The sequence below is a fragment of the Pseudomonas sp. PF05 genome, from assembly GCF_056521845.1.
Window position 1 is genome coordinate 59,865 of sequence record NZ_JBWLPW010000010.1, and the last position, 17,449, is coordinate 77,313.

At 61.6% G+C, this 17,449-nt stretch carries 16 protein-coding genes and 1 riboswitch; of the genes, 10 read left to right on the forward strand and 6 right to left on the reverse strand.

All coding sequences use genetic code 11. From position 1 onward, the window contains the following. Positions 1-36 precede the first annotated feature (36 nt). From hldE to AC09SL_RS17680, 4 genes are all read left to right on the forward strand, one after another. The gene (gene hldE / locus AC09SL_RS17665; RefSeq protein WP_058543044.1) at positions 37-1,458 is read left to right on the forward strand and encodes a bifunctional D-glycero-beta-D-manno-heptose-7-phosphate kinase/D-glycero-beta-D-manno-heptose 1-phosphate adenylyltransferase HldE; all 1,422 of its coding nucleotides are present in this window, start codon (positions 37-39) and stop codon (positions 1,456-1,458) included. A gap of 107 nt (positions 1,459-1,565) precedes the next feature. Next, on the forward strand, positions 1,566-2,540 hold the full coding sequence (locus AC09SL_RS17670; RefSeq protein WP_058543045.1) for a glycosyltransferase family protein: 975 nt from the start codon (positions 1,566-1,568) through the stop codon (positions 2,538-2,540). A 5-nt stretch (positions 2,541-2,545) separates the two neighbouring features. After that, positions 2,546-3,250, forward strand: coding sequence for a hypothetical protein (locus AC09SL_RS17675; protein ID WP_058543046.1), 705 nt, complete (start codon positions 2,546-2,548; stop codon positions 3,248-3,250). Positions 3,251-3,322: 72 nt separating this feature from the next. Further along, entirely contained in the window at positions 3,323-4,129 is an 807-nt protein-coding gene (locus AC09SL_RS17680) for a hypothetical protein (RefSeq protein ID WP_058543047.1), read from the forward strand. Between the two features lie 2 nt (positions 4,130-4,131). Here the strand turns inward: AC09SL_RS17680 and AC09SL_RS17685 are convergent, their stop codons facing one another. The 4 genes from AC09SL_RS17685 to AC09SL_RS17700 all read right to left on the reverse strand — a co-directional run bounded on the left by AC09SL_RS17685 (position 4,132) and on the right by AC09SL_RS17700 (position 7,681). After that, positions 4,132-5,097 (reverse strand): hypothetical protein, encoded by a 966-nt coding sequence (locus tag AC09SL_RS17685; protein WP_058543048.1) that lies wholly within the window; start codon positions 5,095-5,097, stop codon positions 4,132-4,134. A 34-nt stretch (positions 5,098-5,131) separates the two neighbouring features. After that, on the reverse strand, positions 5,132-5,944 hold the full coding sequence (locus AC09SL_RS17690; RefSeq protein ID WP_058543049.1) for an aldo/keto reductase: 813 nt from the start codon (positions 5,942-5,944) through the stop codon (positions 5,132-5,134). Next, the gene (locus AC09SL_RS17695; protein ID WP_058543050.1) at positions 5,941-7,116 is read right to left on the reverse strand and encodes an NAD(P)/FAD-dependent oxidoreductase; all 1,176 of its coding nucleotides are present in this window, start codon (positions 7,114-7,116) and stop codon (positions 5,941-5,943) included. Before AC09SL_RS17695 ends, AC09SL_RS17690 begins: the two co-directional genes overlap by 4 nt. A 232-nt stretch (positions 7,117-7,348) precedes the next feature. Further along, entirely contained in the window at positions 7,349-7,681 is a 333-nt protein-coding gene (locus AC09SL_RS17700; protein WP_058543051.1) for a DMT family transporter, read from the reverse strand. Positions 7,682-7,784: 103 nt separating this feature from the next. Here AC09SL_RS17700 and AC09SL_RS17705 point away from each other — a divergent pair, with 103 nt between their 5' ends. Then, positions 7,785-8,675, forward strand: a complete 891-nt coding sequence (locus AC09SL_RS17705; protein WP_058543052.1) for a LysR family transcriptional regulator — start codon at positions 7,785-7,787, stop codon at positions 8,673-8,675. A gap of 22 nt (positions 8,676-8,697) precedes the next feature. Next, positions 8,698-9,978: a lipid IV(A) 3-deoxy-D-manno-octulosonic acid transferase gene (waaA, locus tag AC09SL_RS17710; RefSeq protein ID WP_058543053.1), complete on the forward strand. Its 1,281-nt coding sequence runs from the start codon at positions 8,698-8,700 to the stop codon at positions 9,976-9,978. Between the two features lie 148 nt (positions 9,979-10,126). Here waaA and AC09SL_RS17715 read toward each other — a convergent pair whose 3' ends face one another. Further along, a complete protein-coding gene (locus AC09SL_RS17715) occupies positions 10,127-11,566 on the reverse strand; it encodes a TolC family outer membrane protein (RefSeq protein WP_058543054.1) in 1,440 nt (479 codons plus the stop codon). 154 nt (positions 11,567-11,720) lie between these two features. Next, a riboswitch (TPP riboswitch) is annotated at positions 11,721-11,826 on the forward strand. A gap of 175 nt (positions 11,827-12,001) precedes the next feature. On the opposite strand from AC09SL_RS17715, the gene thiC reads away from it, so the two are divergent. Together thiC and cytX are read left to right on the forward strand one after the other, a co-directional pair. Further along, positions 12,002-13,891, forward strand: a complete 1,890-nt coding sequence (gene thiC / locus AC09SL_RS17720; RefSeq protein WP_058543055.1) for a phosphomethylpyrimidine synthase ThiC — start codon at positions 12,002-12,004, stop codon at positions 13,889-13,891. Positions 13,892-14,077: 186 nt separating this feature from the next. After that, positions 14,078-15,370: a putative hydroxymethylpyrimidine transporter CytX gene (cytX, locus tag AC09SL_RS17725; protein ID WP_064107013.1), complete on the forward strand. Its 1,293-nt coding sequence runs from the start codon at positions 14,078-14,080 to the stop codon at positions 15,368-15,370. On the opposite strand, the gene AC09SL_RS17730 is transcribed toward cytX, so the two are convergent. Then, the gene (locus tag AC09SL_RS17730) at positions 15,339-16,076 is read right to left on the reverse strand and encodes a DUF3298 domain-containing protein (protein WP_058546502.1); all 738 of its coding nucleotides are present in this window, start codon (positions 16,074-16,076) and stop codon (positions 15,339-15,341) included. The genes cytX and AC09SL_RS17730 overlap by 32 nt on opposite strands. Before the next feature lie 214 nt (positions 16,077-16,290). Between AC09SL_RS17730 and AC09SL_RS17735 the strand changes: the two genes are divergently transcribed. Both AC09SL_RS17735 and AC09SL_RS17740 read left to right on the forward strand, forming a co-directional pair. Further along, a complete protein-coding gene (locus tag AC09SL_RS17735) occupies positions 16,291-16,908 on the forward strand; it encodes an NUDIX domain-containing protein (RefSeq protein WP_058546503.1) in 618 nt (205 codons plus the stop codon). After that, positions 16,899-17,351: a DUF1249 domain-containing protein gene (locus tag AC09SL_RS17740; RefSeq protein WP_058546504.1), complete on the forward strand. Its 453-nt coding sequence runs from the start codon at positions 16,899-16,901 to the stop codon at positions 17,349-17,351. Before AC09SL_RS17735 ends, AC09SL_RS17740 begins: the two co-directional genes overlap by 10 nt. Positions 17,352-17,449 lie beyond the last annotated feature (98 nt).

Consider the following 17,449-nt stretch of genomic DNA (forward strand, 5'->3'; position numbering starts at 1 on the left):
ATCCCCGCCCTGTTCATTTTGTATGTGGGATGCTCCATGAAGTTGTCCATGCCGCGATTCGATCAAGCCCCTGTATTGGTGGTCGGCGATGTCATGCTCGACCGCTATTGGCATGGCGGTACCTCGCGGATTTCCCCTGAGGCGCCGGTACCGGTGGTCAAGGTCGAGCACATCGAGGATCGCCCCGGTGGTGCTGCCAACGTTGCCCTGAACATCGCCGCTCTCGGCGCTCCGGCTTCCCTGGTGGGCGTGACCGGCGACGACGAAGCCGCCGACAGCCTGACCAATAGCCTCAAGGGCGCAGGGGTGCGGGCAATATTCCAGCGCATTGCGCACCAGCCGACCATCGTCAAGCTGCGGGTCATGAGTCGTCACCAGCAACTGCTGCGCATCGACTTCGAAGAGCCTTTCGCCACTGATCCCCTGGCCCTCGGTGCCGAGGTTGATCGCCTGCTCGAAGGCATCAAGGTCCTGGTGTTGTCGGACTACGGCAAAGGTGCGTTGAAAAACCATCAGGTGTTGATCCAGGCGGCCCGTGCCCGTGGCATTCCGGTAGTGGCCGACCCCAAGGGCAAGGATTTTTCCATCTACCGTGGTGCGAGCCTGATCACGCCGAACCTCAGCGAGTTCGAAACCATCGTCGGCGGTTGCGTCGATGAACACGATTTGGTTAGCAAAGGTGCGCAGTTGATGCAGGACCTCGAGCTCGGCGCCTTGCTGGTGACCCGAGGCGAGCATGGCATGACCCTGCTGCGCCCCGATCACCCTGCGCTGCACCTGCCGGCCCGTGCCCGTGAGGTGTTCGATGTAACGGGGGCTGGCGACACCGTGATTTCCACCCTGGCCGCCGCAATCGCTGCGGGCGAGGAGCTGCCCCATGCGGTCGCCCTGGCGAACCTGGCGGCGGGCATTGTCGTCGGCAAGCTCGGCACGGCCGCCATTAGCGCTCCCGAGCTGCGCCGCGCCATCCAGCGTGAGGAAGGCTCCGAGCGAGGTGTACTAGGCCTGGAGCAGCTGCTGCTGGCTGTTGACGACGCCCGTGCCCACAATGAAAGAATCGTCTTCACCAACGGTTGCTTCGACATCTTGCATGCCGGCCATGTGACCTACCTCGAGCAGGCCAGGGCCCAAGGCGATCGCCTGATCGTCGCGGTCAACGACGACGCCTCCGTAAGCCGTCTCAAAGGGCCGGGGCGCCCGATCAACAGCGTCGACCGGCGCATGGCAGTCTTGGCCGGCCTGGGCGCGGTGGACTGGGTGATCAGCTTTAGCGAAGGTACGCCGGAAAACCTGCTGCGCCAGGTCAAGCCGGATGTACTGGTCAAGGGGGGCGACTACGGGATCGATCAGGTCGTTGGCGCTGATATCGTCGCGGCCTACGGTGGTTTGGTAAAGGTATTAGGGCTGGTGGAAAATAGTTCGACGACGGCTATTGTCGAAAAAATTCGCAGCCGTTGAGGGGATCATTTTGTATTCCGGGGAAGGCCATATATGGCAAGCGTCTGCCTTTGCGGGCTGAGCTTACTCATAGGCCCTGCTTGTTTCGTTTCGTGGTCAATTAACTTATGAAAGTCATGCTTCTGGTTATGGATGAACAGCGTGTGATCCTTGATCGACTGTATGAAGTCGTGCGAGAGAATTGCGACGACTGCACCATCTATCGCTTGAGTAAGCCGCAGCAAATGAAACTTGGCAAGTTCCTGGCCTCGGTCAATTATGAAGATTTCGACCGGGTGGTGATTTTTTCTCGGGTCAAGCGCCTGGCACCGCAATTGAGCGTATTGAAGTGTATTCCGGGGCTGATCTTCCTTGAACACGACGCTTATCAGAACTACATGCGTGAAAGTAAATACCAGGGTGTCTACTCGCGTCTGTACCGCCGCTTGCCCAGTTGCCGCGCCTTGGTGTCAGGGGCTGTGGTGGCTCGTCGGATGCAAGCCGAGAACATCGATGCGGTGTTCGTTTCCAAAGGTTATGACGAACAGATGCTGCGCAATACTGACAGTGTCCGCGATATCCCCATTGGTTTTCTCGGTAGTCTCAAGAGCACTGAATATGCTCAACGCAAAGCGTTGCTTGAATCCCTGGTACAACGCACCGGCATGCTTGTGACACGCACCCAATCGGGTCGCGAGTATCTGGAAACACTCAATCGCATCAAGATTTTTGTCAGCGCTGACCTGGGCATGGGGGAGTTCATGATCAAGAACTTCGAGGCGATGGCCTGCGGTTGCGTGTTATTGGCCTGGAGTCAGGGCGAGGAAGATCGATTGCTGGGTTTTGAGGACATGGAGAACACCGTTTTCTATCGTTCCGAGGACGAGGCCGTGCAGAAGCTCGAGCTGCTGCAGCGTGATCCGGAACTGGCCGCGCGGATCGCCCGCAATGGCCAGGCCTTCGCCGAGAGCCGCTATTCTTTTGCGCGTGTCGGGCGGGTGCTGGCCGAGGAAATCCAGCGGGAAATGCGTCCATGGCAAGCCCCTTCGGTATTCACTCGCGGATGGGTCAAGCTGCGTTACGGCATGAAGGTACCGGGGTAAGCGACATGGCGGAGCGTGTACCTCAAATCAGTGATGAAATGGCGCTCGACAGATTGCCGGGCGGTCATCAATCGCTGGTGGAGGCCTTGCCTCAGGCGTTGAAGGACTGCTTGGGAAGAGCATCACGGGTGGTGCTCGTGGCGAATAATCCAGCAATCACTGCGGCCGATTTCCAGGCGCTCGATCTCGGCAGTGACGACGTGGTCGTGACCTTCAATACCTGCGTGAAGTCGGCACTGCTCAGCCCGAACAGCGTCAATGTGTTCGTCCATGGCTTTAATGCCCCCGACGCCTACTTCTTCGGCCTGCCTTACAACGCCGAGGTGCAGCGATTGTTCGACCAGCCCGACGCACGCTGCTTCACAATGTTGGTGGGATGCACCGGGGATATGTCGCCACTGCCGGGCGTGGCCTTGTTTTGGGAGCGCATTCCATTACCACCTTTGTGGAACTACCCGGTCAACAGGGAGGGTGGCAAGCGCTATGTCGGTCCTTCGACGGGCTTCAATGCGCTGGTGCTGCTCGATTGGTTGCGCGGCCATGCCGGTTATACCTACCAAATCATGACCTTGGGTTTTTCCAACGAGGCGGGAAAGTTCTGGAGCGGACACGCTTGGGATTATGAGCGGCAGTGGCTGCTCAAGGCCGATGTAAGTGTTGTGCCGTTGCAACGCTGCCGTTGGTGGCAAAGGTGGTTTCGTCGCCCTTGAGTCGCATTGGCCAGTTGAGCCATCTGATGCGATGCCGCTGGGCAAATCTTTTTTACGACAAGGGCAGGATGCGTGTTGAAAGTTGCGCTGGCTTTTTTTGGAATTCCGAGAAACTCGGAAATCTGTTTTCCCTCTATTCAAGAGAACGTGCTGGCACAAATTCCTGCCGGGAGCGAAGTACAGTGCTTTTATCATCTGTACAAAATCGAGGAAATTCGCAATCCCCGCTCGGGGGAGCAGGGTGAACTGAAAGCGGACAACTATGCACCGTTCAGCACCATGATCGGTCGCCTCGACTCTCCCGAGGGGGTTCTGGAACGCTGGGACTTCGAGCGGGTCAAGTCCTTGGGCGATACTTGGGGAGATGAGCATGCTTCGCTCAGAAACCTGATCTACCAGCTCAATTCCCTGAATGCGGTGACGGCCATGATGGAACCGTTTGATCCGGATTTCGTCGTGTTTGTGCGTCCTGACAATTTCTACCACACAGCGCTTCCGGCGTATGTGTTCGCTCACCCCGATACACGCAGATTGAATGCCTACATTCCGGACTGGCAATGGTGGGGGGGCTTGAACGACCGTTTCGCTATTTGCGGGCGTGATGCCTACCGAGCCTATGGCAAGCGTATCGAGCGTATTTTCGATTTTTGCGAGGCAACGGGCAGGCAACTGCATTCCGAGCGGCTGCTCAAATACGCATTGCAACAAGCACATGTGAAAGTTTGCACCCTGCCGACCACGGCATCACGGGTACGAATCGATGGTGCCTTCGCCGAAGAATCGTTCTCACCCAAGCGTGGCATGGGTAAGCGTGAGAATCGCTATTTCCATCTGTTTGCACGGTGGCGAACCTATCTGGATAAACGGCGTTCCAGCTGACGCTATTTGTGTAGCGTCCCGCGCACCATGCGCATCAGGCCCATGGCTTTCTTGTGCAAGCTGGTCAGGCCCTGGCGACGAGGCGCGTGCACTTCCAAGCCTTGTTTCACGAGCCAATCCTTCCAGCGGATGCGTTCGTCGCGAACCACCCAGCCCTCTTGGCTGGCAAAGCTTTCGGCCAGGTGCAGGCCTCGGGTGCTGGCCGCAACCAGCTGATCACGTTTAAGCGTATAGAGCTCACCAATCGGCTTGCCGTCTTCAAGCGGCATCAGGTACAGGTCGGGTCGCTTGCGGTCCAGGCGCGCGACCAACTGGTCGCCTTCCAGGCGCTCATCGACGTGAAACAGGCTCAGGGACTTGGCTTCCTTGGGCACATCCAGGCGCAAGTCATAGATCAGTTGCAACGATGCCGTCGGCAGATGCACGTAGGCCCGTGGTCGTTCGATCAGTTGCAGGTTGGCGCTGCGCACCGGGCGTGCCGAGCCCGAGAGTGGCGTCAGCCGAAACGGCAAGGCTTCGCGGTAATGCAGGGCCGTGGCGTAGGGGGCCGGCAGCCAGGTGTCGTTGAAGCGCCCGCCCAGCCAGCCTTCCGGGGTTTCCAGCAGGCATTCCTCGGCAATTTCGCTGATGGCGGTGAGCAGTGGCAGGTTGAGCTCGTGGGCCGGGACGTAGCCGGAAATCAGCTTGAGTACCACGTCGCCGCGATCCTGCCGGCGCTGGCGCACCAGTACCCAATAGTCGCGGTTCTGCCAATGCAGGGTCAGGCGCACGGAAACGCCCAGGTTTGCCAACTCCAGGGAAAAACGCTCGGCATCGGCCACGGCTACAGGCTTGCGGCGTTGCAGGGTCTGGGCGAAATTCAGCGGCATCCCGACACTCTGGTAACTCAGGCCTTCGGGTGTCGCTTCGACGAGCAGGGGCAGGGTCTTGAAGTTGCTCGGGTTCTTTCTGATGAGCGTACGCGGCATGTCGGCTCCTTCCTTAAGGCCGCGTAGGGCGGCGTCAGTTTTTACGCAGGACCTTGGCTACGGTCGCGACGTTATGGGCGAGGTGCAGCGGATTGATGGTGCCGACAATAGCACTGGCGACCCCAGGATGCTCAAACAACAGTTCAAAGCTGGCGCGAACCGGGTCTACCCCGGGGCTCAGGCAGACGTGACCGCTGGCCAGGGCCTTCTTCACCAGGATCGCTTTGCCGTGTTCGCTGGCGTAGTCAATGACGGCCTTTTCGTTTCGTTCGTTCAGATTGTAGGTGACCATCGCACAATCGCCTTGCTCCAAGGCTTTCAAGCCACCCTCGACGGTCTTGCCGGAAAAACCGAAGCCGCCGATCTTGCCCTCGCGCTTGAGCGCCGCCAGGGTTGGGTAGACCTCGCTGTCGTTGAGGGTCGCCAGGTCGTTGCCATCGGAATGTACCAGGACCAGGTCGATATAGTCGGTTTCCAAGCGCTTGAGGCTGCGTTCCACCGAGAATCGGGTGTGGGCGGCACTGAAGTCGTGGCGCGACTGACCGTCGCTGAATTCTTCGCCGACCTTGCTGACAATCACCCAGTCCTGGCGTTGGCCGCGCAGCAGCGGGCCGAGGCGCTCTTCACTGCGGCCATAGGCCGGCGCGGTGTCGATCAGGTTGATGCCCAGGTCGCGCGCCAGTTTGAGCAACATGCGCGCTTCGTCGTCATCGGGGATCCGAAAGCCGTTGGGGTATTTGACGCCCTGGTCGCGACCGAGCTTGACGGTGCCCAGGCCCAGGGGAGAAACCCGCGGGCCGTCATGGCCCAGGGGGCGATAGAGGTCATGCAGGGTCGGTTGGCTCATGGCAGCAGTTGCTCCCAGGCAGGGACGCCCATCGGCGGCTTCGGCAGGTCTGGCAGTGGAGCTGGGTGGCTTGGCTGGATGCCATCGCGTTGCAGGGCATTGACCACCCGATCGGCGAAGTCCGGGGCCAGGGCCAGTTTGGTCGGCCAGCCCACCAGCAGGCGATCCTGCTCGGCGAGGAAGGCGTTGTCCGGGCGGGTCAGGCCCGACTGCAACGGTTCGGCGCGATCCACCCGCAGCGTGGCCCATTGCGCGGTGCTCAGGTCAACCCAAGGCAACAATTGGCCGAGTTCTTTCTGGGCGGCGGCGATTTGCGCGGCAGGCTCGCGGGTCACGCCATCACCTTCGGCCAGATCGCCCCCCACGTACCAGACCCATTGGCCATCGGCCGCCGGATGAGTGGTCACGGTGACGCGCGGCTTCGGTCCGCCGCCCAGGCAATGGGCGTAGAGCGGCTTGAGGCTGGGGCCCTTGACCAGGACCATGTGCAGTGGCCGGCGCTGCATGGCCGGCTGGTCCAGGCCCAAGGCGCTGAGCAGGTCGGCGGTGCCGCCTCCGGCGCTGAGGACAATGCGTTGGGCGCGAATCTCGCGGCCATCGACCTTGAGTCCGATCAGCTCGCCACCTTCGCGCAGCGGTTCGATGTGCTGCCCGGCCAGCAAGCTGTCGCCGGCCAGTTCCGCCAGGCGCGCGATCACGCTGGGCACGTCCACCACCAGCTCGGACAGGCGATAGACCTTGCCCTTGAAGCGCTTATCTTGCAGGGCCGGCGGCAATTGGTCGCCCTTGACCTGGTCGACCCGCCCGCGCACGGCCTTGCTGGCAAAGAAACTGGTGAGGTTGCCGGCCAGGGTGCCTGGGGACCAGAGGTAATGGGCATCGGACAGCATGCGCACGCCGGACAGGTCCAGCTCGCCTTCACCTTTCAGGGCTTCGCGCCAGCGGCGCGGCATGTCGGCGATGGCTTCCGAGGCGCCGGTCAGGGCGCCGTGCAACGCGTACTTGGCGCCGCCATGGATGATGCCCTGGGATTTGACACTCTGCCCGCCGCCGAGGCTGGCGCTTTCCACCAGCACGGTCGAAAAACCCTGGCGACGCAGGCGTGCATTCAGCCAGAGACCGGCGACGCCTGCGCCGACAATCAGAATGTCGGTGGAAATAACGGATGGCATGAGCGACCTCAGTGTTCAAGACGAGGGCGCAGTATACAGACTCGATGCAGAGGGATTTTGCTGGCGATCGACGTCGGCAGCTGGCTAGAAGGCTTTTGTGGCGAGGGAGCTTGCTCCCGCTTGGGTGCGAAGCGCCCATGAAAATGGGGCTGCTGCGCAACCCAGCGGGAGCAAGCTCCCTCGCCACAAGTGCGTTCCAGCTCAATATCGATGTGTTCCAATGGCAGTGTTTTCAGTGCCCCGCCGTCTTGGAAAACAGCTGGATCACCACCACCCCCAACACAATCAACCCCATCCCCAGCATCGCCGGCACGTCCAGTTTCTGCCCATAGATGAACAACGCCGCCACGCTGACCATGACGATCCCCAGCCCGGCCCAGACCGCATAGGCCACGCCCACCGGTACGGTGCGCACCACCAGCGTCAGCATCCAGAACGCGGTGCCGTAGCCGACGATGACCAGCAGCAAAGGCAGAGGGGTGCTCAAGCCTTTGATCGCTTTCATCGAAACGGTGGCGATCACTTCGGCGCAGATGGCGATGGCCAAGTAGTAGTAGGCGTTCATAGGCGGTTCCTCTTCGACGGTGGCGTCTTTCGATGGGGCCATTCTAGAGATCGCTCAGATGCGGTAAAGTCATTACCTATCTGATAAAGAGATAGGTCGGGCCATGAATGTTCAGTGGAACCTGGAGCAATTGCAGCTGTTTGTCGGGGTCGCCGAGAAACGTTCGTTTTCGGCCGTGGCGCGGGACCAGCGCAAGGCCCAATCGGCCATCAGCAGCGCGATTGCCTCGCTGGAGGCGGATTTGGGCGTGAGCCTGTTCGAGCGCAGCAGCGGCCGTCAGCCCCGGCTCACCGACGCTGGCGAAGCCCTGCTCGAAGAGGCCCGGGAAGTGCTGCGCCAGTGCGAGCGCCTCAATGGCCGGGCGCTGGCCCTGATGCGCGGGCAGGAGGCGTCGCTGCGCCTGGCCCAGGACGAAGCCATGCCCTATCAGCCGGTCATCGACAGCCTGGCGGCTTTGGCCGAACGATTCCCCACCCTTGAAGTGCAACTGGCCAGCGCCGCCCAAGGCGATGTGGCGCGCAAACTGGTGGAGCGGCGTGCCGACCTCGGCTTGCTGTTCTATCACGACCAGATCCCCGAGGCGCTGGAGCGCCGGGTGCTGGGCAGCGTAGAGATGGTCACGGTATGCGGCAGGGGCCATCCGCTGGCGAACCATGATTATGTGACCTGCCGGGAAATGGCCCGGCACCGCCAGTTGTTGATGGCGACCCAGTCCAGCGTCTACCCCGGCAGTGAGCAGGCCAGCCCGCAGGTCTGGCGGGCCGACAGTTTCTATGTGTTGGCCGAGTGGCTGAGGAGTGGCCTGGGCTGGGCCTGGCTGCCTCGGCATGTGGTGCAATACCCGGCGTACCTGGGTGACATGGTCGAACTCAGCAGCGAATGGACTCCGCCGGCCCTGGTGGTGGAACTGGTCTGGCGCCGCGATGAACCCCTGGGCCCGGCCGCCCGTTGGCTGGCGGAACGTTTTGCCGTGCAGTTGCAGGCGATCGGCTGAAAAACCGATAAACTCCGCCGCCATGAACAGAACTCTCTATAGCGCGTTGTTTTACCTGGGGCTGCCACTGGTAGCGATTCGGCTGTGGTTGCGGGCCCGCAAGGCGCCGGCTTACGCCCGGCGCATTGGCGAGCGATTCTCCTGGGGGCTGCCGGTCATGGTGCCGGGGGGCATCTGGGTCCACGCGGTGTCGGTGGGCGAGAGCATTGCCGCCGCGCCGATGGTCCGCGCCCTGCTGCAACGTTATCCACAGCTGCCGATTACCGTCACGTGCATGACGCCCACCGGTTCGGAGCGGATCCGGGCGTTGTTCGCCCACGAACCGCGCATCCAGCATTGCTATTTGCCTTACGACTTGCCTTGCGCCGCCAAGCGTTTTCTCGACCGGGTCCGGCCGTCCCTGGCGGTGATCATGGAAACCGAGCTGTGGCCCAACCACATTCACCAATGCGCCAAGCGCGGCATTCCCGTGGCCCTGGCCAACGCGCGGCTATCGGAGCGTTCGGCGCGGGGTTATGCACGCTTTCCCAAACTCACCCGGCCGATGCTCGCCGAGATGAGTCTGTTTGCTGTGCAGACCGAAGCCGAAGCCGAGCGTTTTCGTCAGTTGGGCGCGCGGGCGGAAACCGTCGAGGTCACCGGTTCGATCAAGTTCGACCTGACCATCGACCCGCAACTGCTCGAAGACGCCAGCGCCTTGCGCCGCCAGTGGCAGGCAACCGAGCGCCCGGTATGGATCGCCGCCAGTACCCATGAAGGTGAGGACGAAGTGGTGCTGGCCGCTCACCGTCGGCTGCTCGACAGTTATCCCGATGCGTTGCTGATCCTGGTGCCGCGTCATCCCGAGCGCTTCGACGCAGTGCACCTACTGTGTGAAAGCGAAGGGTTGGCCACGGTGCGGCGCTCCAGCGGGCAGCCCGTGACCGCGCAGGCTTCGGTGTTGCTCGGTGACACCATGGGTGAATTGCTGTTTCTCTACGCGTTGGCCGACAGCGCGTTTGTCGGTGGCAGCCTGGTGCCCAACGGCGGGCACAACCTGCTCGAGCCGGCGGCGCTGGCGAAACCGGTGCTCAGCGGGCCGCACCTGTTCAACTTTCTTGAAATCGCCGCGCAACTGCGCGCTGCCGGTGCATTGGCGGAAGTGGACGATGCCCAAGGCCTGGCCCTGGCGGTCCAGCGCCTGTTCGAACTGCCCCGCGATGCCCAGCGTATGGCCGAGGCGGGGCTTGCGGTGATGCGCCGCAACCAAGGTGCGTTGCAGCGCTTGCTGGACGGGTTGGGGCGGTTGCTCGCCGGACGCTAATCGCTGGCCTGGCGCGTAGGAGCTGCCGAAGGCTGCGATCTTTTGATCTTTTGATCTTTTGCTTGGGATTCAAGTGTCTGGGAAAAGATCGCAGCCTCGTTGCACTCGACAGCTCCTACACAGCTCCTACACAGCTCCTACACAGCTCCTACTGCGCCGGCCGCGAGCGCAATTGCGCCGCTGCCGCCTGGGCCAGGTCCGGCGGCAGGAAGTCCTGGTCCGGGTTGTAGTCGGGCTTGAGGTAGCGCGACAGGTCCTGCAAGTCCGCCGGGCTCAACGTCCCGGCCGCCTGCTTGAGGCGCAGGTTGTCGAGGATGTAGTCGTAGCGGGCGTTGTTGTAGTTGCGCACCGAGGTGTACAGCTGGCGCTGGGCATCGAGCACGTCGACGATGTTGCGGGTGCCCACCTGGTAGCCGATCTCCGTGGCTTCCACCGCGCTCTGGTTGGAGATGATCGACTGGCGCCGGGCCTGGACCTGCTCCACGTCGGTGTTCACTGCACGGTGCAGGTTGCGGGTGTTTTCCACCACCTGCCGGCGCAGGGCTTCGCGTTGCTGTTCGGTCTGGGTGAGTTGCGAGTAGGACTCGCGCACCTGGGAACTGGTCAGCCCGCCGCTGTAGAGCGGGATACTCAGTTGCAGGCCAATGGTGCGTTGCTCGGCATCGCCGCCGTAGCGCTGGCCGGTAAGGCTCGGGTTGGTGAAACCGAGGCCATCGTTATCGCCTTTTTTGTACTGGGCTATCGCATCGAGGGTGGGCGCATGTCCGGCCTTGCGCTGACGCAGCGTATCCTCGGCGGCAGTCACCGCGTAGTTGCTGGCCAGTAAATTGAGGTTCTGCTTGGCCGCCGTATCAACCCAGGCCTTGGCGTCGTTCGGCGCCGGCGGCAGGATCGGCAAGGTGTGGACGATGCCCTGGAGCGAGTTGTACTGGCGATTGGTCAGGGTGATCAAGGCTTCGAAGGCATCGTCGACCTGACGCTGGGCGAGGATCCGGTTGGCCCGGGCGGTGTCGTAGCTGGCCTGGGATTGCAGCACATCGGTCTTGTCCGACAGGCCCACGTCAAAGCGCTCGTTGGACTGGTCGAGCTGACGCTTGAACGCCGCTTCCTCGGCCTTGGTCGAGGCCAGGTTGTCCTGGCTGCGCAGCACATTGAAATAGCTCTCGGCGCTTTGCAGGATCATGTTCTGTTCGGTGGCCGACAGTTGCAGCGATGCTTGTTCGTCGACGGACTTTGCAGCCTGTAACTGAAACCAGCGATCGGCGCGGAAAATCGGTTGGGACAGCGTGGCCTGGTAGACCGTGGAGCTGCGGTTGGCGGTCATCGCCGGCTGGTCGAGCTCGGTACGGGTGTTGTTCAGGTCGGCACCGGCCGAGAGGTTCGGCAACAACCCGGCACGCGCCTGGGGCACTACTTCCTTCTGGGCGCCGTACTGGGCACGGGCAGCGGCCAGGTCGGCGTTGTTATCCACCGCTTCCTGATACACGCTCACCAGATCGGTTTTGGTGGTCAGGGGCGCTTCGGCAGCCCAGGCCATTCCATTGGACGCACAAGACACCGCAAGGGCCAGTGAGAGTTTGCGCAGCATGAGGTGATCCCTACTTCTCAAATGATTGCGCACAAGAGGCGCGGCGTAGCGAGTGTAGTTGCGCCCGCGCATGGCAACAATCCTGTATATGCGCCATTCATCACGCCTTTTGCCCTGGCGATGGCGTTCTCTCGTAGTTGTGTCTAGACTGGCCGGGTTCTTGTCGGGGTGCCTTGCTATGAGGCTGAGATCGAATAATTTCGGATCCCGTTGAACCTGATCAGGTTAGCGCCTGCGTAGGGAACAAGATTTCTCGTCACCCGGCGAGTCCTCTTGTGCTTCGTCCGGGATGTTGTTCGACCATCGACTTTCGATTTTCGAACATGCTCGAGCAGCAAGCACAGCGTCCGCACTTTCGTGCAGGGACGCGTCCATTCGTTACAGGTTCGCTCCGACAAAAATCCACTGCCTGGATGTGTGTCTGGAGAGCCCGTGATGACGACAAAATCAAAAAACGCGACCAACCTCAGTGATTCGGCCAAGGTCGATGAGCAATCGGTTCAGCCCTTTACCCGCTCGCAAAAAATCTATGTCCAGGGCAGCCGCCCGGATATCCGCGTACCCATGCGCGAAATCAGCCTTGACGTGACCCCCACCGACTTCGGCGGCGAAATCAACGCGCCGGTCGTGGTGTATGACACCTCGGGCCCCTACACCGACCCGAACGTGACCATCGACGTGCGCAAAGGCCTGGCCGACGTGCGCTCTTCGTGGATCGAAGCCCGTGGCGACACCGAGCGCCTGGCGGGCCTGAGCTCCAACTTCGGCCAGGAACGCCTGGCCGACCCCGAGCTGACCAAGCTGCGCTTTGCCCACGTGAATAACCCGCGTCGCGCCAAGCCGGGTGCCAACGTCAGCCAGATGCACTACGCGCGCAAAGGCATCATCACCGCCGAGATGGAATACGTCGCCATCCGTGAAAACATGAAGCTGGAGGTGGCCCGCGCCGCCGGCTTGCTTGACCAGCAACACGCCGGCCACAGCTTCGGCGCCAGTGTGCCGAAAGTCATCACCCCCGAATTCGTGCGTGACGAAATCGCCCGTGGTCGCGCGATCATCCCGGCCAACATCAACCACACCGAACTGGAACCGATGATCATCGGCCGTAACTTCCTGGTGAAGATCAACGGCAACATCGGCAACAGTGCGCTGGGTTCGTCCATCGAAGAAGAAGTGGCGAAGCTGACCTGGGGCATCCGCTGGGGTTCGGACACGGTCATGGACCTGTCCACCGGCAAGCACATCCATGAAACCCGCGAGTGGATCATCCGCAACTCGCCGGTACCGATCGGCACTGTGCCAATCTACCAAGCCCTGGAAAAAGTCGGCGGCGCGGCCGAAGACCTGACCTGGGAGCTGTTCCGCGACACGCTGATCGAACAGGCCGAGCAGGGCGTCGACTACTTCACCATCCACGCCGGCGTGTTGCTGCGCTATGTGCCGATGACCGCCAAGCGCGTCACCGGTATCGTCAGCCGTGGCGGTTCGATCATGGCCAAGTGGTGCCTGGCGCACCACAAAGAGAACTTCCTCTACACCCACTTCGAAGACATCTGCGAAATCATGAAGGCCTACGACGTCAGCTTCTCGCTGGGCGATGGCCTGCGTCCGGGCTCGATTGCCGATGCCAACGACGAAGCGCAGTTCGGTGAGCTGGAAACCCTCGGCGAACTGACCAAGATCGCCTGGAAGCACGACGTGCAATGCATGATCGAAGGCCCCGGCCACGTGCCGATGCAATTGATCAAAGAGAACATGGACAAGCAGCTCGAATGCTGCGACGAGGCGCCGTTCTACACCCTCGGCCCGTTGACTACCGACATTGCGCCGGGCTACGACCACATCACCTCCGGTATCGGTGCGGCGATGATCGGCTGGTTCGGTTGCGCCATGCTCTGCTACGTCACGCCGAAGGAACACCTCGGCTTGCCGAACAAGGATGACGTCAAGACTGGGATCATCACCTACAAGATCGCCGCCCACGCAGCCGACCTTGCCAAGGGCCACCCAGGCGCGCAGATCCGCGACAACGCCTTGAGCAAGGCGCGCTTCGAGTTCCGTTGGGAAGACCAGTTCAACCTCGGCCTGGACCCGGACACCGCCCGCTCGTATCACGACGAAACCCTGCCGAAGGACTCGGCCAAGGTGGCGCATTTCTGCTCGATGTGCGGGCCGAAATTCTGCTCGATGAAAATCACCCAGGAAGTGCGCGAATACGCCGCCAACCAACGCATTGAAGCGGTGGACGTGGACGTTGCCCAAGGCTTGGCGGAGCAGGCTGAGCGGTTCAAGAAGGAAGGTAGTCAGCTTTACAAGAAAGTTTAAGCGGCGCTCACCCCGTGGCGAGGGAGCTTGCTCCCGCTCGGCTGCGAAGCAGCCGCAAAACCAGGCACCACCATTCTGGCTACCAGAACGCGGTGACTGGTTTTGGGCCTGCTACGCAGGCCAGCGGGAGCAAGCTCCCTCGCCACATCAGCGACCCAAAACAATAATCTCCCCTGAGATATCTCTGTGAACATCCAACCCAGCACATACTCCCCAGACACCGCCGTGCCCCTGGACAAACGCGTCTTCGGCGCCCGCGATCTGTTTTCCCTGTGGTTTTCCCTGGGCATCGGCCTGATGGTCTTGCAGGTCGGCGCCTTGCTTGCGCCGGGCCTGGGCTTGAGTGGCTCGTTGCTGGCGATTTTCCTCGGCACGCTGGTGGGCGTGCTGCTGCTGGCGGCCGTCGGCGTGATCGGCAGCGACACCGGCCTGTCGGCCATGGCGGCCCTCAAGCTCAGCCTCGGCGCCAAGGGCGCGAGCGTGCCGGCGGTGTTGAACCTGCTGCAGCTGATCGGTTGGGGCTCGTTCGAAATCATCGTCATGCGTGATGCCGCCAGCCTGCTCGGTGCCCGGGCCTTCAGCGAAGGCAGCCTGGGGGCGAATCCGTTGCTGTGGACGCTGTTCTTCGGCGCCCTGGCGACTTTGCTCGCGGTCAGCGGGCCGCTGACGTTCGTGCGCAAGGTCCTGCGCAAGTGGGGCATCTGGCTGCTGCTGGCGGCGTGCATCTGGCTGACCTGGAACCTGTTCGCCAAGGCCGACCTGGTTGCGCTGTGGGCCCAAGCGGGCGACGGCTCGATGCCGTTGGCGGTGGGGTTTGATATCGCCATTGCGATGCCGCTGTCGTGGTTGCCGCTGATCGCCGACTACTCGCGCTTCGGCAAACGTGCCAAGAATGTCTTCGGCGGTACTGCCGTGGGATTCTTCATCGGTAACGTCTGGCTGATGAGCCTGGGCGTGGCCTACACCTTGGCGTTCGCGCCGAGCGGTGAAGTCAACGCGTTGCTACTGGCCTTGGCTGGCGCCGGGTTGGGCATTCCGCTGCTGCTGATTCTGCTGGATGAGTCGGAAAACGCCTTCGCCGACATTCACTCGGCGGCGGTCTCCAGTGGCATGTTGTCGGGGCTGAAGGTCGAGCATCTGGCCTTGGCGATCGGCGTACTCTGCACCTTGATCGCCTGCTTCGCGCCGTTGGCGCAATACCAGAACTTCCTGTTGCTGATCGGCTCGGTGTTCGCGCCGCTGTTCGGCGTGGTGCTGGTGGACCACTTCATCCTGCGCAAACGCAGCAGCCAGGTGCTGTCAGCCGCGTTGCGCTGGCCGGCCCTGCTGGCCTGGTTGGGTGGGGTGAGCACTTATCACTTGCTGGCCAACTTCTATCCGGACATCGGCGCAACCCTGCCGTCGCTGATCCTGGCAGGGTTGCTGCAACTGTTGCTGGGCCGGGCTTTCAGCTACGGCCAGGGAACAGCTCGGGCTTGAGGATGCCATTGAGGCGTGGGTAAGCGATCTTCAATTCGATGTGGCCCAGGGCGTACGGCGCAATGGTGCTCACTTCGTACTTGAGGATCACCCCACCATAGGTCAGCGCCACGTGTGGGGTTTTCTGGAAGGACCACTGTTTCAGGAATTCGGGTTCCTGATCCAGCTTGGTGCTGATCAGCCAACTGTTGTGGGCGACCTGGGCCGCTTTCCAGAAGGCTTCTTCCTGGCCCGGCAGCAGCATGTCCGACAGCGTCAGCACCTTGTGTTGCTGGCGCGAATAGTTGATGAAGCCGCGACCCGGTGTGCCGTGGGCGCCGCCGGTGTCCAGGTAGCTGGACAATTCGATGATCACCAGGCCGTCATGTTGCTCACGTACCTTGGCCTGCAAATAGCTGCTGTTGCGGGGGGCGGCACTGCGCAGGAACTGCTCGCGATAGGCGGCAAGCGTCGGCGCCACCGGGGTGGTACGGGTCATTTGCAGCAGGCGTTTTTCGACGATGCCGTCCAGGGCAGGCTCGGTGGGAAAGTGCAGGGTATCGATGTTCACCAGCGGGCAGTCGGCACTGGCGCAACCTGGTTGCAGTTGTTCCGACGCATCGCGGGTGGTTTCCAGCGGTGCGCGGTAATTGGGTTGGAACAGGCTTTGGCAAGCGCCCAGGGTCAGGGCAATGGCGGCCACGGAGGCAGTTTTGAAAAGCGACATGGGCGTCCTTCATGGAACAGGGAAAGGCGAAAAGTTACCCGCTTCGACTGCCAGCAGGACAATCAGTTCGCCACTAAGCTCATTAGAGTTCTTTCACCTTCTGCCGTCCATCCCGATGAGTGGAAAGGGGCTGCATCAAAGGGTACGGGCGCGTTAGGATGGCGCGAAGCCGAGGTTGGAACCTCGTATTGATCCATTGCACACGAGGATTGTCATGACCGATTTCGCCAACGCCGCACCGAACGCCGTGGAGATCGTCAAGCGCGAGAACTGCTTCCAGGGTTTCTACAAACTCGACCGCGTGCACTTGCGCCACGAATTGTTTGCCGGTGGCATGAGCCGCGAAATCAGCCGTGAATTGTTCGTGCGCCATGACGCGGTGTGCGTGTTGCCTTACGACCCTCAGCGCGATGAAGTGGTGTTGATCGAGCAGTTTCGCGTCGGCGCCATGGGCAAGGTCGCCAACCCTTGGCTGGTGGAATTGGTGGCCGGCCTGATCGACAAGGACGAACAACCGGAAGAAGTTGCTCATCGTGAAGCGCAGGAGGAAGCTGGGCTTGTCTTCGCTGCGCTCTGGCCGATGACCAAGTATTTTCCATCCCCGGGCGGCAGCGATGAATTCGTCCATTTGTACCTGGGGCGTTGCGACAGCACGGGGGCGGGCGGGCTGCATGGCCTGGTGGAAGAGGCGGAAGATATCCGCGTCAAGGTCTGGTCTTTCGAAGATGCCCTGCAAGCTGTGCGCGACGGACAAATCTGCAATGCACCGAGCATCATCGCCCTGCAATGGCTGGCCTTGAACCGCGAGGAAGTGAGGGGGTTATGGTCCTGAACAAGCTGCGCGATCGCTATCGCGTCGATCTGGTGGGGTTGCAGGCCGCCTGCGAGGCCAACTACGCCCGCCTGATGCGCTTGTTGCCGGACATGCGCAACGATCCGGCGCCACGGCGCATCGCCGTGACCCACGGCGACCAGATGCTGGGCGTGCTGGCCCTGGAAGTGCTGCAGACCTGCCCCTACACCACCACGCTGCAAGTGCGCCAGGAGCACAGCCTGCCCTGGCTGCCGGTGCCGCAGCTGGAGGTGCAGGTCTATCACGATGCGCGGATGGCCGAAGTCGTCAGCGCCGAACATGCACGACGCTTTCGCGGCATCTATCCTTACCCCAATGCGTCAATGTACCAGCCGGACGAAAAGGCCCAGTTGAACCTGTTTTTGGGGGAATGGCTGAGTCATTGCCTGGCGCTGGGCCACGAGTTCGAAGTCGTTCGGTAGTTGTCTTTCAAAAACTGGACACTGGTTGTGAACCGGTTCCGCTTCGCGGGTTTCCCCTTTCGATCTTCCCCAGCATAATTGCGGCTTCATCCAATGGC